General features: G+C 56.9%; 27 protein-coding genes and 1 tRNA gene. 5 read left to right on the top strand and 23 right to left on the bottom strand.

Annotated features, from left to right (window positions below; genetic code table 11):
• Positions 1-11 precede the first annotated feature (11 nt).
• The 17 genes from GH659_RS03600 to ndk form a co-directional block, all read right to left on the bottom strand.
• A complete protein-coding gene (locus GH659_RS03600) occupies positions 12-1,052 on the bottom strand; it encodes a hypothetical protein (protein ID WP_153109372.1) in 1,041 nt (346 codons plus the stop codon).
• 175 nt (positions 1,053-1,227) lie between these two features.
• Positions 1,228-2,535: an adenylosuccinate synthase gene (locus GH659_RS03595; RefSeq protein WP_153109371.1), complete on the bottom strand. Its 1,308-nt coding sequence runs from the start codon at positions 2,533-2,535 to the stop codon at positions 1,228-1,230.
• A gap of 5 nt (positions 2,536-2,540) precedes the next feature.
• The gene (locus GH659_RS03590; RefSeq protein WP_153109370.1) at positions 2,541-3,695 is read right to left on the bottom strand and encodes an ATP phosphoribosyltransferase regulatory subunit; all 1,155 of its coding nucleotides are present in this window, start codon (positions 3,693-3,695) and stop codon (positions 2,541-2,543) included.
• Complete coding sequence (locus GH659_RS03585) at positions 3,692-3,877, bottom strand: DUF2065 domain-containing protein (protein ID WP_153109369.1); 186 nt, start codon at positions 3,875-3,877, stop codon at positions 3,692-3,694. The genes GH659_RS03590 and GH659_RS03585 overlap by 4 nt, the downstream gene beginning before the upstream one ends.
• Positions 3,874-4,764, bottom strand: a complete 891-nt coding sequence (gene hflC, locus GH659_RS03580; protein WP_153109368.1) for a protease modulator HflC — start codon at positions 4,762-4,764, stop codon at positions 3,874-3,876. The genes GH659_RS03585 and hflC overlap by 4 nt, the downstream gene beginning before the upstream one ends.
• Positions 4,764-5,993: an FtsH protease activity modulator HflK gene (gene hflK / locus GH659_RS03575; protein ID WP_153109367.1), complete on the bottom strand. Its 1,230-nt coding sequence runs from the start codon at positions 5,991-5,993 to the stop codon at positions 4,764-4,766. The genes hflC and hflK overlap by 1 nt, the downstream gene beginning before the upstream one ends.
• A 68-nt stretch (positions 5,994-6,061) precedes the next feature.
• Positions 6,062-7,183: a GTPase HflX gene (gene hflX, locus GH659_RS03570; protein ID WP_153109366.1), complete on the bottom strand. Its 1,122-nt coding sequence runs from the start codon at positions 7,181-7,183 to the stop codon at positions 6,062-6,064.
• Positions 7,184-7,295: 112 nt separating this feature from the next.
• Positions 7,296-7,538, bottom strand: coding sequence for an RNA chaperone Hfq (gene hfq / locus GH659_RS03565; protein ID WP_153109365.1), 243 nt, complete (start codon positions 7,536-7,538; stop codon positions 7,296-7,298).
• Between the two features lie 136 nt (positions 7,539-7,674).
• Positions 7,675-9,180 (bottom strand): ribosome biogenesis GTPase Der, encoded by a 1,506-nt coding sequence (gene der, locus GH659_RS03560; protein ID WP_153109364.1) that lies wholly within the window; start codon positions 9,178-9,180, stop codon positions 7,675-7,677.
• On the bottom strand, positions 9,177-10,319 hold the full coding sequence (gene bamB / locus GH659_RS03555; protein WP_153109363.1) for an outer membrane protein assembly factor BamB: 1,143 nt from the start codon (positions 10,317-10,319) through the stop codon (positions 9,177-9,179). The genes der and bamB overlap by 4 nt, the downstream gene beginning before the upstream one ends.
• The gene (locus tag GH659_RS03550; protein WP_153109362.1) at positions 10,316-11,008 is read right to left on the bottom strand and encodes a YfgM family protein; all 693 of its coding nucleotides are present in this window, start codon (positions 11,006-11,008) and stop codon (positions 10,316-10,318) included. The genes bamB and GH659_RS03550 overlap by 4 nt, the downstream gene beginning before the upstream one ends.
• Positions 11,008-12,294, bottom strand: coding sequence for a histidine--tRNA ligase (gene hisS / locus GH659_RS03545; RefSeq protein ID WP_153109361.1), 1,287 nt, complete (start codon positions 12,292-12,294; stop codon positions 11,008-11,010). Before hisS ends, GH659_RS03550 begins: the two co-directional genes overlap by 1 nt.
• Positions 12,295-12,296: 2 nt before the next feature.
• Positions 12,297-13,532 carry a flavodoxin-dependent (E)-4-hydroxy-3-methylbut-2-enyl-diphosphate synthase gene (gene ispG / locus GH659_RS03540; protein ID WP_425499975.1) on the bottom strand — a complete coding sequence of 412 codons (1,236 nt, stop codon included), beginning with the start codon at positions 13,530-13,532 and terminating at the stop codon, positions 12,297-12,299.
• Positions 13,533-13,534: 2 nt separating this feature from the next.
• Positions 13,535-14,503 (bottom strand): helix-turn-helix domain-containing protein, encoded by a 969-nt coding sequence (locus GH659_RS03535; RefSeq protein WP_153109359.1) that lies wholly within the window; start codon positions 14,501-14,503, stop codon positions 13,535-13,537.
• The gene (gene pilW / locus GH659_RS03530; RefSeq protein ID WP_153109358.1) at positions 14,500-15,297 is read right to left on the bottom strand and encodes a type IV pilus biogenesis/stability protein PilW; all 798 of its coding nucleotides are present in this window, start codon (positions 15,295-15,297) and stop codon (positions 14,500-14,502) included. The genes GH659_RS03535 and pilW overlap by 4 nt, the downstream gene beginning before the upstream one ends.
• Positions 15,294-16,391: a dual-specificity RNA methyltransferase RlmN gene (gene rlmN / locus GH659_RS03525; RefSeq protein WP_153109357.1), complete on the bottom strand. Its 1,098-nt coding sequence runs from the start codon at positions 16,389-16,391 to the stop codon at positions 15,294-15,296. Before rlmN ends, pilW begins: the two co-directional genes overlap by 4 nt.
• A gap of 32 nt (positions 16,392-16,423) precedes the next feature.
• Positions 16,424-16,867, bottom strand: coding sequence for a nucleoside-diphosphate kinase (ndk, locus tag GH659_RS03520; RefSeq protein ID WP_153109356.1), 444 nt, complete (start codon positions 16,865-16,867; stop codon positions 16,424-16,426).
• Between the two features lie 264 nt (positions 16,868-17,131).
• Between ndk and GH659_RS03515 the strand changes: the two genes are divergently transcribed.
• The 4 genes from GH659_RS03515 (at position 17,132) to GH659_RS03500 (ending at position 20,518) form a co-directional block, all read left to right on the top strand.
• A complete protein-coding gene (locus GH659_RS03515) occupies positions 17,132-17,992 on the top strand; it encodes an HDOD domain-containing protein (RefSeq protein ID WP_153109355.1) in 861 nt (286 codons plus the stop codon).
• Positions 17,993-18,062: 70 nt separating this feature from the next.
• On the top strand, positions 18,063-18,635 hold the full coding sequence (locus GH659_RS03510; protein WP_153109354.1) for a LemA family protein: 573 nt from the start codon (positions 18,063-18,065) through the stop codon (positions 18,633-18,635).
• 9 nt (positions 18,636-18,644) lie between these two features.
• Entirely contained in the window at positions 18,645-19,547 is a 903-nt protein-coding gene (locus GH659_RS03505) for a hypothetical protein (protein ID WP_153109353.1), read from the top strand.
• A gap of 38 nt (positions 19,548-19,585) precedes the next feature.
• Positions 19,586-20,518, top strand: coding sequence for a patatin-like phospholipase family protein (locus GH659_RS03500; protein WP_153109352.1), 933 nt, complete (start codon positions 19,586-19,588; stop codon positions 20,516-20,518).
• 40 nt (positions 20,519-20,558) lie between these two features.
• On the opposite strand, the gene GH659_RS03495 is transcribed toward GH659_RS03500, so the two are convergent.
• The gene (locus GH659_RS03495) at positions 20,559-22,469 is read right to left on the bottom strand and encodes an ATP-binding cassette domain-containing protein (RefSeq protein WP_153109351.1); all 1,911 of its coding nucleotides are present in this window, start codon (positions 22,467-22,469) and stop codon (positions 20,559-20,561) included.
• Between the two features lie 142 nt (positions 22,470-22,611).
• Here GH659_RS03495 and GH659_RS03490 point away from each other — a divergent pair.
• A tRNA-Arg gene (locus GH659_RS03490) sits at positions 22,612-22,686 on the top strand.
• Positions 22,687-23,011: 325 nt separating this feature from the next.
• On the opposite strand, the gene GH659_RS03485 is transcribed toward GH659_RS03490, so the two are convergent.
• Genes GH659_RS03485 through GH659_RS03465 form a run of 5 tightly spaced genes read right to left on the bottom strand, consistent with a single transcriptional unit; the run spans position 23,012 to position 26,076 of the window.
• On the bottom strand, positions 23,012-23,725 hold the full coding sequence (locus tag GH659_RS03485) for a hypothetical protein (RefSeq protein ID WP_153109350.1): 714 nt from the start codon (positions 23,723-23,725) through the stop codon (positions 23,012-23,014).
• Positions 23,726-23,733: 8 nt separating this feature from the next.
• Positions 23,734-25,005: a hypothetical protein gene (locus tag GH659_RS03480; protein ID WP_153109349.1), complete on the bottom strand. Its 1,272-nt coding sequence runs from the start codon at positions 25,003-25,005 to the stop codon at positions 23,734-23,736.
• Positions 25,002-25,457 carry a hypothetical protein gene (locus GH659_RS03475; RefSeq protein WP_153109348.1) on the bottom strand — a complete coding sequence of 152 codons (456 nt, stop codon included), beginning with the start codon at positions 25,455-25,457 and terminating at the stop codon, positions 25,002-25,004. Before GH659_RS03475 ends, GH659_RS03480 begins: the two co-directional genes overlap by 4 nt.
• A complete protein-coding gene (locus GH659_RS03470) occupies positions 25,454-25,780 on the bottom strand; it encodes a hypothetical protein (protein WP_153109347.1) in 327 nt (108 codons plus the stop codon). Before GH659_RS03470 ends, GH659_RS03475 begins: the two co-directional genes overlap by 4 nt.
• Complete coding sequence (locus GH659_RS03465) at positions 25,777-26,076, bottom strand: hypothetical protein (protein WP_153109346.1); 300 nt, start codon at positions 26,074-26,076, stop codon at positions 25,777-25,779. The genes GH659_RS03470 and GH659_RS03465 overlap by 4 nt, the downstream gene beginning before the upstream one ends.
• Positions 26,077-26,171 lie beyond the last annotated feature (95 nt).

Here is a 26,171-nt window from a genome sequence, read left to right as displayed (position 1 = left end):
TCTTGCCAGCCTCACAAGTAGCGCACCGCATTCTCGAAATTCATCTTCGTAACCGGCACGTCGGAGCGAGCTACGCGCCCAACAATGAACGCCCGTTGCAAAACCGGCACGCCCATCAGCCGGGCTTCAGAAAAAGCGATTCGTGAAGCACCGCCCCCCAATCCGGCTGTTTTCTCATCAAGGACAATATTCATCGAGTCGACGAGAAACTGGCGCCGCTCAACTTGGAAATACTTTTCCGGATGCTCTAGCACGCCGCGCAACATTTCGAGTTCGGTTTCCAGAACATCCTTTGGGCTTCCCAACTCTTCGAGTTGCCGTTCATTTTCCAGAAGAGCCGCCTCAAGCTTTGACTGCTCTCCCACGCTCGAAGGAGGACTACCCAACACGCTACCCAATCCAGGCCCCTGCTGGCGAAGAAGACGCAGACGCGCTCGAATCAGCGACCGGTTGTCCTCCAACTCACGTCGCTCGGTACGCTCCTCAGCAATTTCAGACATCGCCTGTGCAACGAGGTATTCAAACACCTGCGTCCCGAGAATGTGCCGAACCTCCGCTTCGGATTGCCCGCAAATACGCACCCGATGATCGGAAAAGCTAACAACCGTTTTGGTCGAGTCGAGTACACCACCCGCGTCTTGCAAAGAAATGGCATTTGCTTGCTGCTCGGCAAACGCCATGCCCAGGATGAAATACACTTCCCCCAAACCGGGATACTTGTCAAAAAGCGTACGCAGGTTGGTCGACCTCGCCAAGACTACAGGCACATCTGAAGCGGATACAAAAAAAGCCTTGAGCTCGGGCAGAGAAGCCCACTGAGCAGCAGACACCTCGATTGCTCCGGGCAACTCACTGTTCGCCTCGCGCAAATAGGCAACCGTTGTTTTTACTGCGGGCAGAAGACTCTCTTCCGCGAGGGGAAGCAACTTCAAGCGCGGATTCGTCAAAGAGATGGCCTTATCGACGATCTTCCTCAACTCACTATCCGGGTCCGCCTCGCGATGGTGATCCAATTGCGACGGCCGACTCTTGAACCAGTCAAGAATTCCCATACCAACAATACCTTCGCGCATTTAAAACACACAAACAAAATACCTACGCGCCAGAGCTAACGCAAGCACCCGAGAAGACAGCCATCCCCACTCCATTGCAACGCGCGAGAAAAACACAGCCGATAAACAAGAAAAGCCGGAAAATTCCGGCTTTTCACAACGGCCAAACGGAAGCTCATTCAAACGGATGGCGTCGAAGAATCGTCTCGCTACGCTCGGGGCCGGTGGAAATAATATCGATCGGCACGCTACACAATGCCTCGATACGCTCCAGATAGGCACGGGCAGCTACAGGGAGGCCGGCATACGATTTCACTCCAACCGTCGATTCGCTCCAACCGGACAATGTCTCGAAAACCGGCTCACAGCCGGCAACCTCATCAGCCCCCATCGGGAGCAGATCAACGACCTTACCATTCAACTTGTAGCCCGTGCAGATCTTCATTTCCGACAAGCCGTCGAGAACATCGAGCTTGGTGATGCACAAACCGGTCATACCGTTGATCAGAATCGAACGCCGAAGAGCTGGGATATCAAACCATCCGCAGCGACGCTTGCGCCCGGTGACCGTACCGAACTCCCGGCCGACCTGCGACATTTGAAAGCCCGGCATCCCGGCTGTCTCGATATCGAGCTCGCTTGGGAAAGGGCCTCCGCCGACACGGGTGCAATAAGCCTTCGTAATCCCGAGAACGTAATGCAACATACCCGGCCCGATCCCCGACCCCGCAGCCGCCTGCCCAGATACGCAATTGGACGACGTTACGAACGGGTAGGTGCCGTGGTCAATATCAAGCAACGCACCCTGTGCCCCCTCGAACAGGAGGCTCTGGCCGTTCTTGTTGGCCTCGTACAGAGCGGCCGACACATCGACGACCATTGGCTTGATAACTTCAGAGTCAGCCAGCGCTTGCGCCAGCACCTGCTCATAATCAACCGCCTCGGCCCCGAGATATTTGGTCAGCACGAAGTTGTGATAATCGAGATTTTCCTTGAGCTTCTCTGCAAAACGCTCTGGATAGAACAAGTCGTAAACCCGCAAGGCGCGTCGCGCCACCTTGTCTTCATAGGCCGGTCCAATCCCCTTGCCTGTTGTTCCGATCCGCGAATCGGGGCTACGTGCCGCCTCGCGCGCCCGATCGAGCGCCGAATGATACCCAAGGATCAGAGGACAGCCCGGACTGATTTTGAGCCGGGACCGCACCTCAATGCCCCCAGTCTCCAGTTCGCCGATTTCCTTGATCAGGTGATGAATGTCGAGTACAACCCCGTTCCCGATAAAACAATTTACTCCGTCGCGCACGATACCCGACGGAACCAGATTAAGTTTGTATGTCTTATCGCCGACGACCAGCGTATGACCGGCGTTGTGCCCCCCCTGAAAGCGGACAACGCCACGGGCATGATCAGTCAACCAGTCAACGATCTTGCCCTTCCCTTCATCGCCCCATTGCGCGCCCACCACCAAGACATTTTTTGCCATTTCGCTCAATTCCTGTTAATTGCCTGAATAATCCAATCACCACTGTGCCGGACCAGGCAACGGTCGCACAGCGGGCCTTCATTTGCGGATTCACCAGGCAGGAGTTCGACGACAATCTCACCCGCGGCACGCAAGGCGTTGATTTCGGATTGTAGCGACACATCCCCCCCGGAGAACGGGGCCAAGACAGCCCCGGCCGCCTCGCCCTTCGGCGCCAAGCGAGCGACCTCCCGCAAATCAAAGGAGAAACCAGTAGCCGGACGAGCACGGCCAAACGCCTTGCCAACACCGTCGTAGCGCCCCCCAAGAGCTATCGGACTCGGGAACCCCGGGTAATAAGCAGCGAAGACGATACCATTGTGATAGTGATAGCCGCGCAAATCGGCAAAATCGAAGGAGAGTGGCAACTCGGGCAACGCATTGCGAAGGCGCCGCATCGTTTCGAGCGCCGAGACAATCTCCGGCAAAGCGGGAAGAACCTGAGCAGCCAATTCGAGCACGTCGTCACCCCCGTAGAGCTCTGGCAAACGCATTAGTGCCGACCGGCAAAACTCGGGCAATGAAGAGCACGCTTCCGCCAGCCCGGGAACATCCTTGACCTGAAGCAGAAGTAGAATCTGCTCTTCTGTTTCGGCGTCCAGCCCGGCTGCGCGTACCAAAGCCCGAAACACGCCAACGTGGCCGATATCTATCCGCGTTGCGGGTGTCCCAACCGCCGCCAACGACGACGCCATCAGCCTGATAACTTCAACATCGGCCTCCAGGCCGGAGTAGCCATAAAGCTCCGCGCCTATCTGCACCGGTTCCCGGCTCGCTGCTTGCGAAGCGGGAAGCGTATGCAAAACGCTATCGCAATAACAGAGACGCGCCACGCCTTGCCGGTTAAGAAGATGAGCATCAATTCTCGCGACCTGGGGTGTCATGTCGGCACGCACACCAAGAGTCCGGCCTGAAAGCTGATCAACCAATTTGAAGGTACGCAACTTGAGATCAGAACCCGACCCAGTCAGCAGGGAATCCAGATATTCCAGCAACGGGGGCATAACGAGTTCATAACCATGCCCCCGAAAAATGTCCAATATTTTCCGGCGCAAACGTTCAATGCACGCTGCCTCTTGCGGCAGTGCATCAGCAATGTATTCGGGCAACAACCAGTTCATCTAAAAACCATGATTAGAATAATTCCTGCCAAGATCGAGGCCAAACCCACGAAACGTAGCTGACCATCTTTGAGCTGAATCAAGCGACGAAACGTATCGCGCCATGCCGCTGGAGCTGCAAGCGGCATGATGCCTTCTATCACGAGCATCAACGCCAGTGCGAGAACTAGGGAATCGGTCATTTAACCGATCTATCCCCGCCTTTGCTGACGTTCTTCATGTATTTGAAGAAGTCAGAACTCGGTTCGACGACTACGACATCCGACTTATTCCTGAAGGCACCTCGGTACGCTTCAAGACTACGGTAGAAAGCGTAAAACTCTGGATTCTGGTTGAATGCCTGAGCGTAAATGGCAGCGGCTTTCGCATCTCCGTCCCCTTTGACTTTTTGCGCATCGCGGTAAGCTTCGGCGACGATCACTTCGCGTTGTCGATCTGCATCAGCCCTAATCTTTTCCGCCTCAGCAGACCCTTCCGAACGAAGTTCATTGGCGACCCGCTTGCGCTCGGCTTCCATCCTGCGATAGACCGACTCGCTGACCTCCGTCGGCAAATCGACGCGCTTGACCCGAACATCAACGATCTGAACACCGATCTTCCTGGCATCGAGATCGGCCTTTTGGCGCATTTGCTCCATGATTTTGTCCCGCTCGCCGGACACGACATCATGAACGGTGCGCTTCCCGAACTCCTCGCGCAAGCCGGCGTTAACAGTCTGTGATAAACGGGTCTTGGCCCGGGATTCATCCCCCGCGACAGAAACGTAGTAGAGCTTCGGGTCGACAATCCGCCATTTCACGTACGAATCAACCAGAACGTTTTTCTTCTCGGAGGTAATAAAACGCTCCGGCTCGGCACTGTCAAGCGTCAAGATCCGCTTGTCGAAATAGCGGACGTTCTGGATCAAGGGCCACTTGAAATACAGACCGGGCTCGGCAATGACTTCGCGCACCTCCCCCAACTGGAAAACAACCGCATGTTGGCGCTGGTCAACCGTGAACATGGACATACTGAGAACGACCAAGACCGCTGCGGCAATCGCAGAAACAAAATTCAGACTTGCTTTCATTATCGAGCCTCCCGGTCACGCGACCGCAAAGCGTCTCGAGAGCGCAAATCCGAGCGATCCGACGACGGTTGCGACTGAGAGACATTCGGCAAAACAGGAGCACCGTTCGATGCAGAGGAATCCGGACCACTGACCGTGACTCCCTGCATCAGTTTGTCCAGCGGAAGGTAAAGCAGATTCCCCTGCCCCTTGGCATCAATCATCACCTTGCTCACGTTCGAATAAACCTGCTGCATCGTTTCGAGATAAAGGCGGTTACGCGTCACCTCGGGTGCTTTTGCATACTCGGCCTGAAGTTGCTTGAATCGGCTCGCATCACCCTCGGCCGTGGCAACCAGGCGTTGCTTATAGGCTTCGGCTTCTTGCATCAAGCGGGCGGCCGTACCTCTAGCCTTCGGGATAACGTCATTCGCGTACGCTTGGCCCTCATTCTTCTGGCGCTCCCGATCCTGCCCGGCTTTGACGGCGTCATCAAACGCCGCTTGAACCTGCTCCGGAGGTTGCGCATTCTGCATTGTCACTTTTGAAATCAGGATACCGGTCTTGTAACGGTCAAGGATCTGCTGCATGAGTTCGGACGCCTTTACAGCAATCTGTTCGCGCCCTTCGTAAAGGACAAAGTCCATCTTGCTTTTGCCGACTATCTCCCGAATAGCGGTTTCGGCCGCTTGCATCACCGCCTCGTCGGGGGTCCGATTCTCGAAAATATATTCAACAGGATCCTTGAGGATATACTGCACTGCAAACTGGATGTTAATGATATTTTCATCATCCGTCAGCATCAGCGCCTCTTTCAACACTTTGTTTCTCTCGCTACCGCGATAGCCGACTTCAACGGTCCGAACACCGGAAATATTAACCAGTTCGTGCGACTCGATCGGATAAGGCAAGCGCCAGCGCAGCCCCGACTCGGTGCTCTCCTTGTATTCGCCAAACCGGAGAACAAGCCCACGTTGCGAGGCATCAACAATATAAAACCCGCTGGCCAGCCAGAGGACAACGACAAGTCCAACGACCATCCCGATACCGCCCCCCAAAAACTTGGGATCGATATTACGCGAAATGCGACCACCGCCGTCATTGCCCCCGCCCGACCGCCCCAGCTTGCCGAACAGACGGCGATTTAGATCGCGCCACATCTCCTCAAGATCGGGCGGCCCCTGGTTTGGGCGTTTACCGCCACCATTTTCACTGCCTCGATTCCCCCACTGCGGATCGTTGAGCGACATAAGAACTCCAATGGTTGAGATCATAGCGAGAACTTGAACCCGGAAAATTGACAGGGTATAAAGACAGATCAGCGGCCTTCGGCCGAACGCGAAGACTGGATCTTTTCGAGTGCGATTTCGGTCAGTGCATCACGCAACAATGACAAGCCATCACCACATTTAGCACTCAAGCGAACGCGTGTAATTCTACCATACTCGTCCCGCTCGACAGCCGGCGGCAGCCCGGTCAAATCCTGCTTATTGAGGACCATCAACTGGCGAACCCCACTCGCGCCAATCTCCTCAAGCACCTTATTAACCTCGGCAACCTGATCATCCCGTGCCGGACTCGCCGAGTCGACAACGTGCAGCAATAAATCAGCCTGCGACGTCGCTTCAAGAGTAGCGTGGAACGCGGCGACGAGAGAATGCGGCAAGTCACGAATGAAACCGACCGTATCCGAGATGACAATGTTACCAGCCTCACCCAGCCAGAGTTTGCGGGAAGTTGTGTCGAGCGTCGCGAAAAGCTGGTTGGCCGCATACGCTCCGGCATGAGTCAATGCGTTGAAAAGTGTAGACTTCCCGGCATTTGTATAGCCGACCAACGAAACAGACAACATTTCATTTCGAGAACGCGCCTTACGCTGAACGCCTCGCTGCCTTTCCAGCTTCTGCAAACGCTCGCGCAGGACCTTGACTCGCTTGCCGAGAAGACGACGGTCGGTTTCCAACTGCGTTTCGCCCGGACCGCGCAGACCAATACCACCCTTCTGACGTTCCAAGTGCGTCCAGCCCCGCACCAGCCGCGTGGCCAAATGATCGAGCTGAGCGAGTTCAACCTGTAATTTACCCTCGGAGCTTTGCGCACGCTGCGCGAAAATGTCCAGGATCAAGCTTGTCCGATCGATAACCCGGCATTTCAATGCACGCTCAAGATTTCGCTCCTGCGCCGGCGACAGTTCGTGATTAAAGATGACGAGATTGGCTTCGTGAGCCGCAACCTCCGCTGCCACCTCTTCGACCTTGCCTTTGCCGGCGTAGGTCGCCGAATCAGGGCTTTGACGGCGACCGAAAACCTCAGCGCATACTTGAGCACCAGCGGATTCGGTCAGCAGGCGAACCTCTTCCAACTGCTCAGCGATATCGTCGGTGCCAAAATCGAGCTGAACAATCACCGCACGCTCGCCCGCGGCGGGACGTTCAAACATGGGATTCTTTTTCTGGAAAAAGCAAAAGAGTCCCGCTTAAGCCAGCGCCAAGCGGGGACTCTGTAACCAAGAGACAAGAACGCAGAAACAAAGCAAACATGCACTGCAAAAATCAGGACTCGCCACTACCGTCCTGCTGGAAGTTCACCGGACGCGAGGGAACAACCGTGGAAATAGCATGCTTGTATACCATCTGGGTTACGGTATTCTTGAGCAGAATGACGTACTGATCAAACGACTCGACCTGCCCCTGCAACTTGATGCCATTGACCAAGTAGATTGAGACCGGCACGTGTTCGCGACGCAGGACGTTGAGAAACGGGTCTTGTAACATCAGTTGCCCTTTAGTGCTCATGGTTCGAACTCCATGTTGTTGGTGTTGGATAGCGACTGGTAGAGCTTAATTGATTTTCATCGCGATTACCACAACGGCTATCGCCCTCTTTAAGGGCAAAAGCCTCGCAAAGCAGAAAAACAAACCAAGTTGGAAACTACTTGCCCCGTCCGGCCTTGGGCTTCACCGTCGTTGATGCCCCTTTCAATGTCGTCCTCACTGTCCGTTGCCCCGCCTTATTTGGCGATGACTTGCCCGCAGCAAGCGACCGCCCCCGGTTCAATGACGGTGCATCTCCCTGCGATTTCGGTTTCGGCTTCCGGCGCGTCGTTTCCGGCGGCTTGCGTTCGGCAAAGGGGTTATCCGAAATATTGAACTGGATACGCAAAGGCGTTCCTTGCAAACTGAACACTTCGCGGAATACATGCTCAAGATAACGGCGATAGGAGTCCGGTACTTTGTCCAGCGCATTTCCATGAATGACGATCACTGGCGGATTGCGTCCACCTTGATGCGCATAACGTAACTTCGGACGGAAAATACCGCCTCGTGGCGGCGATTGCTTGGCGACGGCATCGATAAGGGTACGTGTAAGCTTCGGTGTCGCAAGATCTGCCGTTGCCGCCTTATAGGCCGCATCGACCGAGCGGAACACGGCTTCGAGCCCCTGCCCATTGAGCGCCGAGACATAGTGAAAATTGGCAAAACTGAGAAATTTCAGTTTAGCTTCGAGATCAGCCTTGATCTGGTCGCGATCATAGGGGTCAAGACCATCCCACTTATTGACGGCCACAACCAGCGCGCGGCCGGACTCGACGATAAAGCCGGCGATATGGGCGTCCTGGTCCGAGATATCCTGCCGGGCATCGAGAACGAGTACAACCACGTTCGCATCTTCGATCGACTGCAACGTCTTGATAACCGAAAACTTTTCAATGGTTTCAAAAACCTTGCCCTTGCGCCGCAAACCGGCCGTATCGATCAACGTATATTTCTTTCCGCCCCGTTCAAAATCGACGTAGATCGAGTCGCGGGTCGTTCCCGGCATGTCGAAAGCAATCACCCTCTCCTCGCCAAGCAGAGCGTTGATCATCGTGCTCTTGCCAACGTTCGGGCGTCCAACGATGGCCACTTTAAGCACATCGCTTTCTGCCTCGTTTTCGTCAGGTTCGGGGAAAGGCTCAAGCGCCAGTTCAATCAGGCCGCGCACCCCTTCGCCGTGCGACGCAGAAATAGCCAGAGGCTCTCCCAAGCCAAGTTCATGAAAATCGGCGATAACAACGCCATGATTCATGCCTTCAGACTTATTAACCGCCAGGAAAACGGGCCGATCGACCTTGCGCAGTTTGTTCGCAATTTCCTTGTCGAGTGCGGTGACACCAACCCGGCCGTCGACGACAAAGACGATGGCGTCCGCTTCAGCGATCGCCTGCTCCGCCTGGCGTGCCATTTCGTGCATGATGCCGTCTTTGGCGAGAGGTTCGAACCCCCCTGTATCGACGACTAGATAAGGCTTGCTACCCACCTTGCCATGGCCGTAGTGGCGATCACGCGTCAAGCCGGGCATGTCGGCAACAAGTGCGTCACGCGTTTTGGTCAGACGGTTAAAAAGGGTCGACTTACCAACATTCGGACGACCAACGATTACGATGGTGGGTTTCATTGAGCCTCAATGGCGTAAACACCGCCTTTGCTGGTTTGTACAAGTAACGTGCCGTCAGCCGTCTGCAGATTGCCAACAACCGGACTACCGTCGGTGGCCAAACGGACAGCGAACGAGCCGTCCTCACGATTCAGAAAATGAACAACCCCTTGGACATCGGCAACGGCAACCAGTCCTCGATGATCAACCGGCGCCGTAACGCGACGCAGTGACAACGCGTCCTGCTTCCACAGGCTTGCACCACTGGCCATATCGAGCGCGTGGACGGCCCCCTTGTCGTCCGTCACATAGAGGTGGCGCTTGGCGATTGTCAGCCCGGCCGCGCTCGACATATCGCGCGCCCAGACGAGATTGCCATTGCCGAGATCGAAACAGGCCACCCGGCCCTGATAGGCAACCGCGCAAACCGCACGCCCCGCAATAACGGGAGCACTGGTAATGTCCGCCACGCGCTCAAGCTCTGTCGCTCCCTTTGGCAACGCAACCGTCCCTTCCCAGACAGCAGCGCCGTTGGCGACACTCACTGCGATCAGCTTACCGCCGGGAAACCCGGCAAACACGTATTTGCCTTCAATGACAGGACTGGCGGTCACCCGCAACGAGAGCGCAGGCGTTGGTCGCTGGAAAATCCACTTACGCCTGCCGTCGACGACGTCATAGGCAGCCAACCGGTTATCGCCGGTGCGAATCACAACCAGCCCCTCTCCCAGCGCAGGCGGAGCCAGAATCTCGCTCGTCGCTTTCGCTTGCCAGACGAGCTTGCCGTCATCGGTAGAAAACGCCAGCAGAAGCCCCTTCGGCGAACCCACGACGACGAGATTCCTGTCAGCACCAACGCCACCGGAGAGCGGCTGCCCGGCATTGATTTTCCAAACCTGCTTGCCGTCGTCTATGCGCGCCAAACTGCCATCACTGCCAGCCGCATAAACAGTTGAGCCCACCACGGCCGGTGTAAAAGCATAAACATCGGCCTTGCCGATACTGTCTCGCCAAACGACCCGTGCTTCCGCCGTCGCCTTGAACGGTTTGAGTTCAGCCATTTTCGGCCCCGAACTGGCAAACGGATTGATCGCGTCAAGCGCTGAACATCCAGCGAGCAATGCGCCCAGAAGAGCGACAACAATACCTCTTTTCGTCATTGCTTGCTCTCGCCTAGCGAATCGATCTTCTGCTGCAAAAGCTCGCGCTGAACCGCGTTCGACTGCAACTGCCAACCCTGCTCGACTTTCTGAGCGCCGTTGTTTTCCGAAGCAGAGGACAAAGCCGACATCGCTTTCTGATAAGCGGTTTCGGCTTCGCCCTTCTTACCCTGCGCGAGCAGAATATCGCCGCGCAACTCCGCAAACCGCGCGGCGAATCCCGGCGTCGATTCGCCTTCCAGTTGCTTGAGCGCCTGCTCGAACTCCTTCTCGTCGCTCAACAGGGAGGCCGCGCGTAGCCTGCCGAGGTCGCGCAATTCATCCTTGCCATTTTCCGCCACCCAGATGAGTTGAAGCTTCGCCGTCTTGGCATCACCCGCCTCGACCATTGCCTTGGCCGCCGACAAAGCCCCGAGCGGCGCGTAAGCCGTGCCACCGAATTTCTCCAGCAACTCACCGCTTGCCGCCTTGACGCGCTGGGAATCACCGACCTGCACCGCCTGCTGCAGAGCGTTAAAGACCACTCCGGCCTGAGCCGCCTGATTGCGCTGGTACCAGTTCCACCCCTGCCAGGCCAGAATGACCAGAGCAGCCGCCGTGAGGAGATTGGTGATCAACCCGCCATACTGTTTCCACCAGGCCTTGATCTCGGCCAGTTGTTCCTGCTCTTCAAGATCGTAAGTAGCCATCAAGCTTCATCCTCATCAAAAAAAGAGTTCATGATCTCGTCGGCCACCTGATCGACGCCGACACGTTTTTGCTCGCCACCTTCGGCACGCAGGGATTTCAATGTCACTTCCCCCGCACTCGCCTCATCATCGCCGATGATGATCGCGAATGTCGCCCCCGAAGCGTCGGCTTTCTTCATTTGCGACTTGAAGCTCCCGCCGCCACAGTTGAACAGCACATCGATTCCCTGGTCCCGCAGCGACTCAGCCACGCGGGGCGCCAGACGCGAGGCGGCTTCCCCTTGATGCACGAGGAAAACATCAGTCCCCTCAAGCTCCGGCTCGCCGCCCGATTCGCGAATCAAGGTCACCAGACGCTCGACGCCCATGGCAAAACCGCACGCCGGCGTCGCTTTGCCTCCCAACTGCTCGACCAAACCATCATAGCGACCACCCGCACACACCGTCCCCTGTGCACCAAGGCGGTCGGTCACCCACTCAAAAACGGTCAGGTTATAGTAGTCGAGGCCACGCACGAGGCGGGTATTGATTTCGTAGGGGATACCGACATCGCGCAGCACCTGTTGCACCCCCTCGAAGTGCGCCATCGACTCAGCGCCAAGGTGTTGCATCAGACGTGGCGCGCCAGCAATCATCTCTTGCATCGCTGGGTTCTTGCTGTCGAGAATACGCAACGGGTTGGTGTAGAGACGCCGCTTGGCATCCTCATCAAGCAAATCGACGTATTTCTCGAAATAGCCAACCAGCTCGGCGCGGTACTTTGCGCGCTCCTCAAGCTGGCCCAGCGTGTTGAGCTGCAGCTTGATGCCATCGAGGCCGAGATCATCCCACAGACGCGCGCCCATCAGGATGTGTTCCGCGTCGATATCCGGGCCGTTGAAACCAAATGCTTCGATACCGACCTGATTGAACTGGCGGTAACGCCCCTTTTGCGGCCGCTCGTGACGGAACATCTGGCCCATGTAGTACAAGCGCTGCGGACGCTGCACGGCGAGATTGTGCTGAATGACCGCCCGCACGCAACCGGCCGTACCTTCGGGCCGCAAGGTCAACTGTTCGCCGTTCAGGCTGTCCTCGAAGGAATACATTTCCTTCTCGACGATATCGGTCACTTCGCCGATTGCCCGCTTGAACAGCGGCGTCGGCTCAACGATCGGCAGACGGATCGGGCGGTAGCCGTAGCTCTTCAACCAGCCACGGACGGTTTCTTCGAAAAGCTCCCAGAATTCGGCTTCGTCCGGCAGGATATCGTTCATCCCGCGCACGGACTGAATGTTTTGACTCATAACTAGATTACGCTCTTTCTTCTATAGGTTCGTGCCACGTAGCGATCCACGATGGCGATAAATTCCTGGGCGATATTGTCGCCGCGCAAGGTAACGGTTTTGACGCCGTCCTCGAAAACCGGTGCCGCCGGCATTTCCCCGGTCCCCGGCAGACTGATGCCGATATTGGCGTGCTTGCTTTCCCCGGGTCCGTTCACGATGCACCCCATCACCGCCAGCGTCATGTTCTCGACACCGTCAAACTCGGCCCGCCACGCGGGCATCTTGTCGCGCACATGATTCTGGATCGTCTGCGCCAGCTCCTGGAAGAACGTGCTTGTCGTCCGTCCGCAACCGGGGCAGGCCGTCACCATCGGCGTGAAAGCACGCAACCCCATGGTCTGCAGGATTTCCTGCGCGACGACCACCTCCTGTGTACGTCTTCCGCCCGGCTCAGGTGTCAGCGAAACACGGATGGTGTCACCAATACCTTCCTGCAACAAAACGGCCAATGCCGCTGTCGAGGCCACAATCCCTTTCGAGCCCATACCGGCTTCGGTCAGCCCCAGATGCAATGCGTAATTCGACTGACGCGACAACTCGCGATAAATGGCGATCAGATCCTGCACGCCGGAAACCTTGCACGAAAGAATGATGCGATCGGCCGACAGGCCCAATTCCTCGGCCTTGGCCGCCGACTCCAGCGCCGACGTAACCATGGCTTCGCGCATGACGCCAACCGCGTCGAGCGGCTGGACGCGCTGTGCGTTCGCATCCATGATGCGCGCCAGCAATTCCTGGTCGAGGCTGCCCCAGTTCACGCCGATACGCACCGCCTTGTCGTACTTGCCGGCAATTTCAATCATCTGCGCGAACTGTTCATCGCGCTTCTTGCCATGACCGACGTTGCCGGGATTGATGCGGTATTTGGCCAGCACCTGCGCGCACTCTGGATGATCCGCCAGCAGCCGATGCCCGTTGTAGTGAAAATCGCCAATCAATGGCACATCGACGCCCAGGCGATCGAGCTGCTCGCGAATCGCCGGCACAGCGGCGGCCGCCTCCGGTGTATTCACCGTGATGCGAACGAGCTCGGAACCGGCACGTGCCAATTCGGCGCACTGAAGAGCCGTCTTTACGGCATCGGCCGTATCGGTATTGGTCATTGACTGGACGACCACCGGTGCGCCCCCCCCGACAACAACTTTTCCCACTTTGACGGCCCGCGTCGGCCGTCGTTGAACGATCTGGTTATTCATGGTCATTCAAGCGTCAGGCGCGCAACGTTATCCTTGCTGCGCTGCGAAAAATCGACATCCTTACCGTTGTAGTTCAAAGACACGTAACCGGCATTTCCGATGGTCAGCGCGAAAGGCGGCTGCCCCTCAACCACCCGCTGCGAACCCGCCGCGTTGAGCTGGGAGAAAATTACCTCGCCCTTGCCGTTACGGATCTCGACCCAGGAAGACTGCGCGAATCTGAATTTCAATTGCCCGACAACAGCGCCGTCGGCGCGCCCAGCCGCTTCTAATGGACCGGCCGGGGCCACCGCCGCGGGCACAGGCGCATCAGCCTGCGGTGGTTGAACGGGGGCCGCAGGGGCCTCGATCGCCGGTTCTGTCGACGACTCCGCCGGAGCCACTTCCTGGCCGGAAACCGCAGCGCCGGCGGCCTCTCCGACATCACTCGCCTCAGGTTCTACCTGGCTTGATGACGGCTCTGCCGACGGCAAGAACGAAAACGACGTCCGGAAAAAATCCGCCGGGACAAAAATATAAGCAGCAATCGCCAATGCCAGTACGACCAAGCCCAGAACCACCTTGATCCAGTCGCATCGCTCGATGCGAGCCCGCAAACCGAGCTTGACGGGCGTTCCGGCTGCAATTTCAAGCGCCGCGTTCTGCGGCAACGAAGCAGACGCCAGCGCACTCATCAACGGCAACGCATCAAGGCCCAGTTGACGCGCATAGTTGCGCACGAAGCCGCGCGTGATCGTCTCGCAGGGCAGATCGGCCCAGTTTTCGCTCTCGATCGCTTCGACCTGATGGGGCGTGATCTTGAGCATTCGCGACATCTCGGCAACGGACCAGCCAGCCGCCTCCCTGGCCATCCGCAATTGCGGCCCGACAATGCCTTTGGCTTGCGCCGATTCGGCATCGCTGCTTGACGGATCACCACCCTGCCCCGGGATATCACTTATCGGTTGCGCAGGTGTCACCTCACCGTTCATTCGAAATTCCCTTTCAAAAATGCCTGATACTCGGGCGACTCGGGGAAACTGCGCCGCAACCTTGCGGCGATTGCACTTTCAGCGGCCTTGTCACCGAGTTGCCGTTCAATCCGGAGCGCCAACCACAAGACCTCGGCCGGAACGCGCTCCGATCGAATGACGCCGGACAAATATTTTCTCGCCGCATCGTAATTGCCGCGCTTATAGCTGATCACGGCTTGGTGGTACAAACCCTGGAGGTTGCCCGGCACGAGCCGCATTCCCTTACGGAGCGACTCCTCGGCCTGATCAAGTTCGCCCAGCTTGATGTAGCACTCACCTTCATTCAGATAGGCCAGTCCCGGCGTGCGATACAGCGGGTTCTTGATAGCACGCTGAAAATGCCCGAGCGCCTCTTTAGGCTTGCCGGTCCGGCAAAGGAACCAGCCATAGTTGTTGCTGATTTCCGGATCTTTCTCGTCGAGGTTGAGTGCCGTCCTGAAGTCCTGGTCGGCCGAATCGAACTCCTTGACGTGGTAAAGAACGACGCCCCGCGTCGCGAAGGCTTTGGCATAGGTCGGGTCGATCGCCGCAGCGAGGGTCAGCTCCTCGAGCGCCACGATCAAATCGCCGTCCTGGAAATACAGCGATCCCAGTTCGGTGTGCAACTTGGCGCGCGTTCGTGCGTCCTTGGCAACAGGGCGTTGAGAAAATGACTCCGGCGACGGCTCGGTCGTGTTCTGCGCACATACGCTTGCAACAGCCCCCAACCCGATCAAGCCAACCAGAATCGTCAGCTTACGAAAGAACTTCACGACATCTTCTCCCTGTGAATACTGATCACACGACCTTCGGTGCGCCGCGTTTTATCCTTGACCTGGCCGGCCAGCTGCCCACATGCCGCATCGATATCGTCGCCGCGCGTCTTGCGCGTTGTCGTCACAATGCCCGCATTCATCAGAATCTCGGCAAAACGGCGAATTGCCGGTGCCGACGACCTCTCGAACGGCGAGCCGGGATACGGATTGAACGGAATGAGGTTGAACTTGCACGAGACGCCACGCGTCAGCGCCAGCAACTCGCGGGCATGCGCTTCGGAATCATTGACGCCGGCCAGCATCACATATTCGAAGGTTACAAAATCGCGCGGCGCCTTTTCCAGATAACGCACACACGCAGCCATCAATTCGCGCAACGGATATTTCTGGTTGATCGGCACCAGCTTGTCGCGCAACGCATCATTGGGCGCATGCAGCGAAACGGCCAAAGCCACCGGGCATTCGTCACGCAGACGATCCATTGCCGGCACCAGGCCCGAGGTGGAGACCGTCACGCGCCGGCGCGAAAGACCGTAGGCATTATCGTCGAGCATCAACCGTAACGCTGTCACGGTGTTCTCGAAATTGGCCAGCGGCTCGCCCATACCCATCAGCACCACGTTGCTGATGATGCGATCACCGGCCGGATCGGCGCCGAGCGCCCGGTTGGCCTGCCACAACTGGCCAATGATTTCGGAGACAGCCAGATTGCGGTTGAAACCCTGCTTGCCGGTCGAGCAAAACGCGCAATCGAGCGCGCAACCGGCCTGCGTCGAAACGCACAACGTGCCGCGATCGTCTTCCGGGATGAACACGGTTTCGATCGCATTTCCCGCGCCGACATCGAACAGAAACTTCCGCGTACCGTCGTCGGAAAGCTTGTCCGAGACAATTGCCGGCGGCGCAACGACCGCCAGCGTCTTGAGCTTTTCGCGCAGACTTTTGGCGATATCGGTCATCGCCTCGAAATCGCTTTGCCCGAAGCGGTGTATCCAGCGCAGCACTTGCTTGGCCCGAAAGGGCTTTTCTCCTTGGCTGGCAAAAAAAGCGGTCAGTCCGGCCGCGTCAAAATCGAGCAAATTGATCGTCATTGAAGAAAACTGCCAATACTTGTTGCTAACAACTAAAGAACCTTTTCCGGACGAGCCGCATAAACGTCCATTTCCGGGAAGAAGAAAGCGACCTCGGTCTTCGCCGTCTCCGGCCCATCCGAGCCATGTACGGCATTTGCCTCGATCGATTCGGCGAAATCGGCACGCAACGTTCCGGGAGCGGCCTTTTTCGGATCCGTCGCCCCCATCAGGGCACGGTTTCTGGCGATGGCATCATCGCCTTCGAGCACCTGCACCATCACCGGCCCGGCGCTCATGAAGACAACGAGGTCGTTGAAGAAGGGACGTTCCTTATGCACCGCATAAAACTCGCCCGCCTCGCGCGCGGAGAGCCAGACCATCCGCGCTGCCACGATCCGCAATCCATTCTCTTCGAACCGGCTGCAAATCTTGCCGACCAGATTCCTGGCCACCGCATCGGGCTTGATAATCGACAAGGTTCGTTCAATCGCCATCCATGCCCCTCCAGTTTAAACACCAAGAAACCGTCCGCCGGTTCGGTAGACGTACAAAAATAGCCTGACATTGTACCAACATCGACGGGTTATCACATGTTTCCCAAGGCTTCTTTTCCAAACATCTCAAGAGCTTATTCCTGCCCCCGGGGCAGGCGCGGCTTGCCGCCGCGCATGACGGCGGGTACCATGCGACGCTGCTTGGTGCGAGATTTAAAAGCACCGACCCACATCCCCACGGAGCAATCAAAGAAGCGGCAAACTATGGTGGAAAAACCATTGCACGATCTGAACGCTTGGGTCACGTATTTCACCCAGAATGAAATACCGATCCTGCGCAAAACGGTTCGCCAGCTTGAAGAAGCACGCCAGAACATCGACCGGATCAACGGGCGGGACATCGCCACCATCGTCCTGCAGGATCCGCTGCTGGCGGTCCGGGTCCTGGCCTACATCCAGCCGTTCCGCGGCAAACATCTGCGCACTGACATTACGACCATCGGCAGCGCGATCATGATGCTTGGCGTAGAGCCATTCTTTCAGCGCTTCGAATCCCCCTTGACGATCGAAACGGTACTCAGCAACGAACCGCAAGCGTTGCTCGGCGTCCTGCAAGTGATCCGCCGCGCGCAACGAGCCTCGAACTATGCGCACGACTGGGCCTTTGAACGCCACGATCTGAACATCGAGGAAGTGGCGCTGGCGGCACTGCTCCACGACTTGGCCGAAATTCTGCTGTGGTGCTTTGCGCCCCGGCTGGCGATTGAAATCCGCGACAAGCAACTCGCCGACAGCACGTTGCGCAGCACAACGGCGCAACTTCAGACGCTGGGCATCCGGCTGTTCGATCTCCAACTAGCCCTCTGCAACACCTGGCAACTACCCGAGTTGCTCAAAACCTTGATGGACGACGCCAACGCCAGCCTGCCCCGCGTTCAGAACGTCGTACTGGCCGTCAATCTGGCCCGGCATTCAGCAGTCGACTGGACCAATGCCGCGCTGCCCGACGACTTTCACGCCATCGAGAAACTTCTGCATATCAAGCGGGAAGCGCTGCTCTCGCGACTGAACCTTCCAGAAGAGTTAATGGCTCGCTACCTTTCATCGCCGCCAGCCACTCTATAGCGGACTGGACGCGCCAACCTTTTCCCTTCGAACATCACCACTCATTGATTGCCTCACTCGGAGACCTCAAATGACCCTTGGCAGCATCCTCTTTTTCGGCGCGATCATTGTCATCGCCATTTACGGAATCACCCTCTACAACGGCCTTGTCGCCCTCAAGCACGCCGTGGCCAAGGCTTGGGCCAACATTGACGTACTGCTCAAGCAGCGCCACGACGAACTCCCGAAACTGGTCGAAGTCTGCAAGCAATACAAGCAATTTGAGCAGGAAACGCTGCAACGCGTGATCGAAGCCCGCTCGCAGGTGCAGTCGGCCCGTGAAACACAAAACATCGGCGCTCTGGGCGAAGCAGAAGGGGCCTTGCGCATGGGGCTTGGCCGGCTTTTCGCGGTGGCCGAGGCTTACCCGGAACTCAAGTCCAACGAGCACTTCATGCAATTGCAACAACGCATTTCAAGCCTTGAGAACGCCATTGCCGATCGCCGTGAGTTGTACAACGACGCCGTCAATATCAACAATGTGCGCGTCGAGCAATTCCCGGACGCCATCATGGCCCGCATGTTCAATTTCGAGAGCAAACCGCTGCTCGAATTCTCGATTGCGGAAAAAGCGGATGTCGACCTGAAGCAATTATTCAGCTAACCCCCGCGCATGCTCGTCAATCTCCGCCGGGGATACGGCCAGTTCATCACCTCCGGCGCCCAACTCATCCTGCTTTTCATCGGACTGAAAGCCGAGTCCCGCGCCGGCTGGCTGGTCAGCCTGGCGCTGATGACCGCAATCAGCCTGATTGCCTGGATGTCCACGCTGAAACGGCGACGCGCCATCACCGACACACCGACGTCGCGCATCGCATCAGCCGCGCAGGGTTATGTCGAACTGATCGGCACTGGCAAACCGCTCGACCACCCGCCCCTCCTTTCACACCTGACGCACCTGCCCTGCCTCTGGTACCGTTATCAGGTCGAGGAAAAAAGCAGCGACAACAAATGGCATACGGTCAGCCAGGGAGAAAGTGACACCTCCTTCATCATCGACGACGCGACGGGCCGCTGTGTTGTCGATATCGAGGGCGCGGAGATCCTGACCCGGCACAAGGAGACCTGGACCGCAGGGCGCTACCGGAACACCGAGTGGAAGCTGCTGATCAACGACGAAATCTACGCCCTAGGCGAATTCAAGACGCTGGGCGGCGCCTCGATCGAACTCGATGCCAACCATGACCTTAACGCGTTGTTAACCGAGTGGAAGAAAGACCAGCGCGACCTGCTGCGCCGCTTCGATCTCAACGGCGACGGCACCATCGACATGCAGGAATGGGCGCTGGCACGACAAGCTGCACGGCGGGAAGTCAGCAAAATGCACAGGGAAACGCGCAATGAATCCGACGTGCACACGCTGCGCTGCCCGGGCAATGGGCGTCATTACCTGCTCTCGAACCTCAACCCCAACAAACTCGCACGCCGCTATCTGGGGTGGAGCGCGTTTCACCTCGCTGTTTTCTTCGGCGCACTCGCCGCTGTCCCCTACGTCCTGCAGCAGCAGACATTCTGACGCCCCGCGGGCTTCGCGTTTTTTTCGACTGGAACACCATGCAATACCGCGTATCGCGCAGCTTCCGCCTTTTCTCGGCAGCCATCAGCCTCGCCAGCCTCTTGGTTGGCGGTTGCGGCAGCCTTCCGCTTATACCTTTCGAGACACCGCCTGCGGCCGCCACCGCTGCCTCTCCCACCGCCTCCGTGACGCGGCCGCCCAAAATCGGCCTCGCGCTCGGCGGCGGTGCCGCGCGCGGATTCGCGCACATTGGCGTCATCAAGGTTCTTGAAGCGCACGGAATCACCCCGGACATTGTCACCGGCACCAGCGCCGGAGCCGTTGTCGGCGCCCTGTATGCGGGCGGCGCGAACGGCTTCGAGCTTCAGAAGCTCGCGCACAAGCTGGATGAATCGAAAATCAGCGACTGGTCGCTACCCGACCGGGGCGTACTTAAAGGCGAATCGCTCCAGCAGTTCGTTAACGACGCCGTCTCCCGCCGACCCATCGAACATCTGAAAAAACCCTTCGGCGCCGTCGCCACCAATCTGACCAACGGCGAAAGCATCCTCTTCCGCACGGGCAACACCGGCATGGCCGTGCGTGCCTCGGCCGCCGTGCCCGGCGTCTTCAAGCCAGTACGCATCAACGGGCAGGATTATGTTGATGGTGGGCTTTCCAGCTTAATCCCGGTGCATAGTGCCCGCCAACTGGGTGCCGATGTCGTCATCGCTGTCGATATTGCCGCCCGCCCCGGCAACCAGCCGGTACGCAGCACAATCGACATCCTGCTGCAAACCTTCACCATCATGGGCCAGAATCTGGCCCGGCACGAACTCAAGGAAGCCGACGTCGTCATCCGACCACTGGTCGGCAATGTCGGATCAACCGACTTTCAGGCACGGCACGATTCGATTCTCGAAGGCGAGAAGGCAGCACAGGCCGCCCTGCCGCACATTCGAGAGGCCATCCGGAAAGCCTCCGGCGGCTAAATCGCCAGCCGGCCGACGCGCTCCATCAGCCGCCGGTCAATCAAGACTCCAGCGCCGCCCAGCGCTCAAGCAGCGCCATCAACTCGTCGTCGATTTGCGCCATCCTTTCGGAAAGCGCATGCGCCTCCTGCGGTGCCGATTGATACAGCGCGGGATCCTCAAGCCGTACGGCAACCTCTTTTTGCTCGGCCTCAAGGGCCGCAATGCGGTCGGGCAATTCGGCCAGTTCACGCGTTTCCTTGTAGCTCAGCTTGCGAGGAGCATCGGCTTTGACCGGCCGGTCCGACTTGGCTGGCGCCTCCCGCTTTGCCGGCGCGGCGGACGCAGCGGCCGCCAACTCGGCACGACGCTTCGCCTGATAATCCGCCCAATCCTGATAGCCGCCCGCGTACTCGCGCCACACGCCGTCACCTTCCGCTGCGATCGTCTGTGTCACCACGTTGTCGAGAAAGGCACGGTCATGGCTGACGAGGAACAAAGTCCCGCTGTAGTCCTGCAACAACTGCTCCAACAATTCCAGCGTCTCGATATCGAGGTCATTGGTCGGCTCGTCCAGCACCAGCACGTTGGCCGGACGCGCAAACAGTCGAGCCAGAAGCAAGCGATTGCGCTCGCCACCGGACAACGACTTGACCGGCGAACGCGCCCGCTCCGGCGCAAACAGAAAGTCCCCAAGATAGCCGATCACGTGCTTGCGCTCATTGCCGATCTCGACGAAATCAGAACCCGGCGAGATCACATCGACCAACGCCGCCTCTTCGTCGAGCTGCGCCCTGAACTGATCGAAGTACGCCACCTGCAATTTCGTGCCAAGCCGCACGGTTCCCTCATCCGGCGCCAGTTCTCCAAGAATCAGGCGCAACAACGTCGTCTTACCGGCTCCGTTCGGGCCGATCAGACCAATCTTGTCGCCCCGCTGCAAACGGCAGGAAAAATCGCGCACCACCGTCTTGTCGCCGAAGCGCTTGGTGACGCCAAGCAACTCCGCCACCAACTTGCCGCTCTTATCACCCGCATCAAGCATCAGCTCGACCTTGCCCTGCCGATCACGCCGGGCCACACGCTCACGCCGCAGCTGCTCCAGCCGCAGCACACGCCCCTCGTTACGAGTACGCCGCGCCTCGACCCCCTTGCGAATCCAAACCTCTTCCTGCGCCAGGAATTTGTCGAAACGAGCATTCTGCACCGCCTCATCGTGCAGCATCTGCTCCTTGCGCCCCTGATACTCGGCAAAGCGCCCCGGAAAAGACGCAAGGTGCCCACGGTCCAATTCCACAATGCGTGTTGCCACGCGATCAAGGAAACGCCGGTCATGGGTAATGAAGATGAGCGACACGCCGGATGAACGCAAAAGATCCTCAAGCCACTCGATAGCACCGATATCCAGATGGTTGGTCGGTTCATCAAGCAACAGCAGATCGGGCGCCACCGCCAGCGCCTGCGCCAGCGCAAGGCGTTTCTTTTGTCCGCCAGACAGAGTGCCGACAACGGCATCGGGATCCAGCATGAAACGCTGGATGACGCGCTCGGCTTGCGCCTCGAACGACCACGCATCGCGCGCCTCCAACTCTCCCTGCAGCCGATGCATCTGTTCAAGTAACGCGTCCTGATCCCCGTGCGCCCCGGCCAATGCGTGCGATACCGCATGGTATTCGGCCAACAAACGCGACACATCGCCCATCCCGGCCACTACTGCCTCAAACACAGAAATGTCGGGATCAAACGGCGGCTCCTGCGACACGTAGCCCACCCGAATTCCCGGCTGGCGCCAAACCGTCCCATCATCAAGCGCTCCCTGCCCAGCCAGCGCCCGCAGCAACGACGACTTCCCACAACCGTTCCGACCGATCAACGCCACCCGCTCGCCGGGATCAAGCTGAAGCTCCGCATGATCGAGCAAAGGCACATGACCAAAAGCGAGCGAAGCGTTAGACAAAATCAAATGCGGCATGAAATCGGGCATCCATTGAAAAAACAGGGATCCGAATCATAAGACAGGATGACCGACGAAGATACCGAACTGAGCAACCAAATTCCCCGCCCAACCGCCACGCTGGTAGTTACACACGCCCTCGCGTAGAATACCGGCCGACCTCCCCGTAGCACAATGGATAGTGCACACGCCTCCTAAGCGTGAGATACAGGTTCGATTCCTGTCGGGGAGGCCAGAAAAATATCTGGCAAAAAACAAAAAAACATCAACAAAAACAAGAAGATAAACTTACTTTTAGATTGTTCTAAAAGAATTCCACCTCTAGCGAATTAGTCGAAAAATGGCACACCGTCACACTCGAGTGTGACGGATTTGTGCCCGTTTTGTGCCCGTCACGTACCCCAGTGGTTTGTGCCCGTATTGTGACGGCGGAAACAATTCGCGAATAGCCGAGTGATCACGAACGACGCGACGAGGCCACTTTCACCCTGACGGCCGCCCTGCGCTAGGCGAAAAAAAGCCCGGCGTAGCACCGGGCGGCCCTTGCTTCTGTTCCAACGCTAAAGCTGATTGAGATAATCAAAGATCGCCTGGGCTTCGCGTTGTGCATCCCCCTTCAAGGCTGGCATAAGCGCTCTGATCTCGGCGAGAGCCAGCCGTTTTATCTGCTGCTCATCCTGGGCCGACAAAAACTTCGGATAGAGACTCGTCGTGCTCGGCGAGAATTTCCAGTTGTCGCTCCTGAAAAAACCTTGTACGAGAGTAACCTTAAGGGCTGATTTGATGAAGTCAAACCGGTCCTCCACTTTCGAAACAGATCTCAGACCATCATTTACCGTCGCCATAAAACGCTTGGCGTTGCCCATGTTCCAAACCTGACAGGGCGGTAGCCCCACCTGAGAATCGACATTGGGCGAAAACGCAGTCAGCTTGACACGCCACGCGGGCAGATATGCCGGCTCAATCGCAAGGGCGTGATTCGCAAACGATACGGCGTCGCGAAGCATTTGCGTGCGCTTTTTCCGCTCCCCCGGATCAGCGTCCACACACACCCTGGGCGCCCCCGGCATATAGAACATCAAGGGATGCACGGCATTTACAAGCGCAAACCCAGCCATCATGGCCGGCTTTGCGCACTCAGGCCGGCTAACGGCCGCTTCGCGCCACTTCGCGAAGTCCTTCATATCCGCGTCTCCAAGTTCAATATCGTCGCAGACTGCCGCCTTAACCGGAAAGATCGCCACCAAAAGAGTGGCCGCAAGAAATCTCTTCATCTTTTCTCCTATTGCCCTGACCGTGGATTGACCGAAACCGTCGACTGACTACCGCGCTGAGTGCGATTATTCATCCCCGAATCAGATTGCCGATTTCGACTCATGTGAACATCACGTTTCGTCTCCACAAAGGACTCCGTTGAAGACGTTGACTTGGTTGACGCACTTGTGCGATCCGAACGATCCGTTGCACGTTCGATGATCGAAGTCGTCGAAGTACCTGCCGAAACGTTGATCGCGTAGCGTTTCCCGTTGATAGAATCGCGCGAAAGCGACGGCATACCCAAGACGATCACCTGGTCGCCCATGACCTGCAAAACTCCACACTGCATATCAAGCCGACCATCGTAGGTGTTAGCCTGTTTTACCCATGCTCCACAGCTAGCCGCACCCCACACTTGGTTTACCTTGGCGCTAATTTCGTCTTGCAGTTCAGGATCAGCCTCCATTTTTTCAAAAGCCGCGACAATTTTTGCATCAACCTCGGCTTCCGTTCCGACTGGCGAGGAAGCTGCCAGTTCAGCCGCCTCGGAAATCCAGAAATGTGCAGCTAAACGGCATTTTCCATACCGACTGATGGTGGGGTCACTGGGATCGGCAAGAACTGGTCGCGGCTGAGCAGCCCAAACTTGCCGCTGGGCGCTTTCCTGAACGGTAAGAATATCCCAGCTACTGTCGAAGCCCCTGCCGGGAGCTGCGACAGGGTAATCTAACTGCTGCCGCGAAAATGGCTTGCACGCCCCGAGAAACTCAACAATTCCAAGATTTTGTTGGATAACCGCTTCCAATTTCCCGAAAGTCATCTTAGGAGTCACGTCCACTCCGAGAGCACGCAACTCAGATATGGCATATCGCCGCATACCTGGATCTGGATCTCGCATCATATCGCGCAATCCTGAAATCAGCTTTCCGCGCGAGAGCACTCCCATTTCGGTTGTAGCGACAACTGGCGGTTTATTGACTTCATACCGCATAGTGAAGTGCTGGATAAGTCGGCTATTTATATCGACCTGAACAGACATATCACGACTGCCTTTTCGCTCATTTGATCGACGCGCTGAAAATTTATTTTCGACAGATTTTTCCCTCGACGACTCTCGCGATATCCCGGTCGTCGCCTTTGAGCCATTTGACTTATCAATTGACATTTTCTTTTCGCGGGTAACCTTATCCGAGTTATTTACCTCTTGCTGACGACTCGCGTCTAGTGAGACAGAAGGATCAGCCTGAACAGCCGCACAAAGCAAGCCGACAGCCACGGATAAAATTGTCTTTTTCATTTTCCGCCCCTATTAACGAACTCAATTGCATTATCGAGAGCAGCCTCAAAGATATTTTTAACGCACTCCGATCTTTCCACACCATTTGTCGTGTTTTTGCAGGCATTTATGGCCATATCGACATATTTCTTTTTTGACAACTCGCTAGGCAGGCCCGACGGGACTCGGCCACCACTACGGTTAAATGACAGGCACATACCATGATTCATCGGTGCGATAAACTCATATCCGATGGACTGTTCAATTGCATTGCCAGCAATAGCAACAAGTGTTCCACGCACTTGTTTATCCATGTTCGGATAGAGTTTATCCACGGCTTTCTCGGCCCCACCATACTCGCCGGACTTTTGCGCGACTTTTGCCGCAGCCTGAGAAAACTCAGCGCAATCCATCGCCGCAAACACCGGCACGGAGAAGGACAAGGCAAGTATCATAGCCATAAACTTTCTCATTTTTTTCCTCCAATCTCTTTCAACGCATCACGGAGGTCTGCCATATCTTCCTCCCCCTCTTTTTCTGTCTTTGTTTGTTTGGCAACCAATCGATCGCGCTCCGCTTCGAGCCTTTTAATATCACCATCGACAGGTGCCGATACTTTCTCGTTACTATTCCACGCCGAAGAAAAATCTTTGTCGAACTTAGCCGCCTCTATCTGTTGCTCGATTCGTTCAACGGCCTGCTCCTGCTTGATCTCTTCCTTACCCTGCAAGGCGAAGAAAAGAAGTATCCCGACTATCGGCGCACCAATCAGCGCCGTCACAAAAAAACTCTTCATTTCGGCTTCCTCATAAAGTTTCCTGTAAATTCCACGACTTTTCGCCTAATCCCCTCATAAAATCCGATATGCCCATAAAGCACTGAATCAGGACAGATAGGTTTGAGTAGATCGTTTGCCCGCCCCAGCGAGGCGACAGCAATGGCTATTTCATTTGCCACGCGTCGGGCTACGATGTCATTCTCTCGAATGGATCGTCGGACCATAAGTGCTGACTGGTGACTTAACGCTGCAATTGCAACTTCCAGCGCCTGGCGATTTTGGAAAGCCGTTTCTCTTGAAACGGTACTTCGCATTTTCTCCTCCGTTTTTTGTGGTAACACACAACTATCTGAGGAGGCGAAATTCGAAAAGAACCGCTCAAAAAAACTGCTTGCTGCCCTTCCCTCCT

Source organism: Propionivibrio limicola (assembly GCF_009469695.1).
Lineage (GTDB): Bacteria > Pseudomonadota > Gammaproteobacteria > Burkholderiales > Rhodocyclaceae > Propionivibrio > Propionivibrio limicola.
The sequence above is the reverse complement of the archived record's forward strand: the minus strand, read 5'-3'. Positions and strand labels throughout refer to the sequence as shown.

Excerpts from the sequence above, each read along its gene's own strand:
- GH659_RS03600 (WP_153109372.1), bottom strand. The coding sequence starts at position 1,052 with ATGGGAATTCTTGACTGGTTCAAGAGTCGGCCGTCGCAATTGGATCAC.
- GH659_RS03595 (WP_153109371.1), bottom strand. The coding sequence starts at position 2,535 with ATGGCAAAAAATGTCTTGGTGGTGGGCGCGCAATGGGGCGATGAAGGG.
- GH659_RS03590 (WP_153109370.1), bottom strand. The coding sequence starts at position 3,695 with ATGAACTGGTTGTTGCCCGAATACATTGCTGATGCACTGCCGCAAGAG.
- GH659_RS03585 (WP_153109369.1), bottom strand. The coding sequence starts at position 3,877 with ATGACCGATTCCCTAGTTCTCGCACTGGCGTTGATGCTCGTGATAGAA.
- hflC (WP_153109368.1), bottom strand. The coding sequence starts at position 4,764 with ATGAAAGCAAGTCTGAATTTTGTTTCTGCGATTGCCGCAGCGGTCTTG.
- hflK (WP_153109367.1), bottom strand. The coding sequence starts at position 5,993 with ATGTCGCTCAACGATCCGCAGTGGGGGAATCGAGGCAGTGAAAATGGT.
- hflX (WP_153109366.1), bottom strand. The coding sequence starts at position 7,183 with ATGTTTGAACGTCCCGCCGCGGGCGAGCGTGCGGTGATTGTTCAGCTC.
- hfq (WP_153109365.1), bottom strand. The coding sequence starts at position 7,538 with ATGAGCACTAAAGGGCAACTGATGTTACAAGACCCGTTTCTCAACGTC.
- der (WP_153109364.1), bottom strand. The coding sequence starts at position 9,180 with ATGAAACCCACCATCGTAATCGTTGGTCGTCCGAATGTTGGTAAGTCG.
- bamB (WP_153109363.1), bottom strand. The coding sequence starts at position 10,319 with ATGACGAAAAGAGGTATTGTTGTCGCTCTTCTGGGCGCATTGCTCGCT.
- GH659_RS03550 (WP_153109362.1), bottom strand. The coding sequence starts at position 11,008 with ATGGCTACTTACGATCTTGAAGAGCAGGAACAACTGGCCGAGATCAAG.
- hisS (WP_153109361.1), bottom strand. The coding sequence starts at position 12,294 with ATGAGTCAAAACATTCAGTCCGTGCGCGGGATGAACGATATCCTGCCG.
- ispG (WP_425499975.1), bottom strand. The coding sequence starts at position 13,532 with ATGAATAACCAGATCGTTCAACGACGGCCGACGCGGGCCGTCAAAGTG.
- GH659_RS03535 (WP_153109359.1), bottom strand. The coding sequence starts at position 14,503 with ATGAACGGTGAGGTGACACCTGCGCAACCGATAAGTGATATCCCGGGG.
- rlmN (WP_153109357.1), bottom strand. The coding sequence starts at position 16,391 with ATGACGATCAATTTGCTCGATTTTGACGCGGCCGGACTGACCGCTTTT.
- ndk (WP_153109356.1), bottom strand. The coding sequence starts at position 16,867 with ATGGCGATTGAACGAACCTTGTCGATTATCAAGCCCGATGCGGTGGCC.
- GH659_RS03515 (WP_153109355.1), top strand. The coding sequence starts at position 17,132 with ATGGTGGAAAAACCATTGCACGATCTGAACGCTTGGGTCACGTATTTC.
- GH659_RS03510 (WP_153109354.1), top strand. The coding sequence starts at position 18,063 with ATGACCCTTGGCAGCATCCTCTTTTTCGGCGCGATCATTGTCATCGCC.
- GH659_RS03505 (WP_153109353.1), top strand. The coding sequence starts at position 18,645 with ATGCTCGTCAATCTCCGCCGGGGATACGGCCAGTTCATCACCTCCGGC.
- GH659_RS03500 (WP_153109352.1), top strand. The coding sequence starts at position 19,586 with ATGCAATACCGCGTATCGCGCAGCTTCCGCCTTTTCTCGGCAGCCATC.
- GH659_RS03495 (WP_153109351.1), bottom strand. The coding sequence starts at position 22,469 with ATGCCGCATTTGATTTTGTCTAACGCTTCGCTCGCTTTTGGTCATGTG.
- GH659_RS03485 (WP_153109350.1), bottom strand. The coding sequence starts at position 23,725 with ATGAAGAGATTTCTTGCGGCCACTCTTTTGGTGGCGATCTTTCCGGTT.
- GH659_RS03480 (WP_153109349.1), bottom strand. The coding sequence starts at position 25,005 with ATGAAAAAGACAATTTTATCCGTGGCTGTCGGCTTGCTTTGTGCGGCT.
- GH659_RS03475 (WP_153109348.1), bottom strand. The coding sequence starts at position 25,457 with ATGAGAAAGTTTATGGCTATGATACTTGCCTTGTCCTTCTCCGTGCCG.
- GH659_RS03470 (WP_153109347.1), bottom strand. The coding sequence starts at position 25,780 with ATGAAGAGTTTTTTTGTGACGGCGCTGATTGGTGCGCCGATAGTCGGG.
- GH659_RS03465 (WP_153109346.1), bottom strand. The coding sequence starts at position 26,076 with ATGCGAAGTACCGTTTCAAGAGAAACGGCTTTCCAAAATCGCCAGGCG.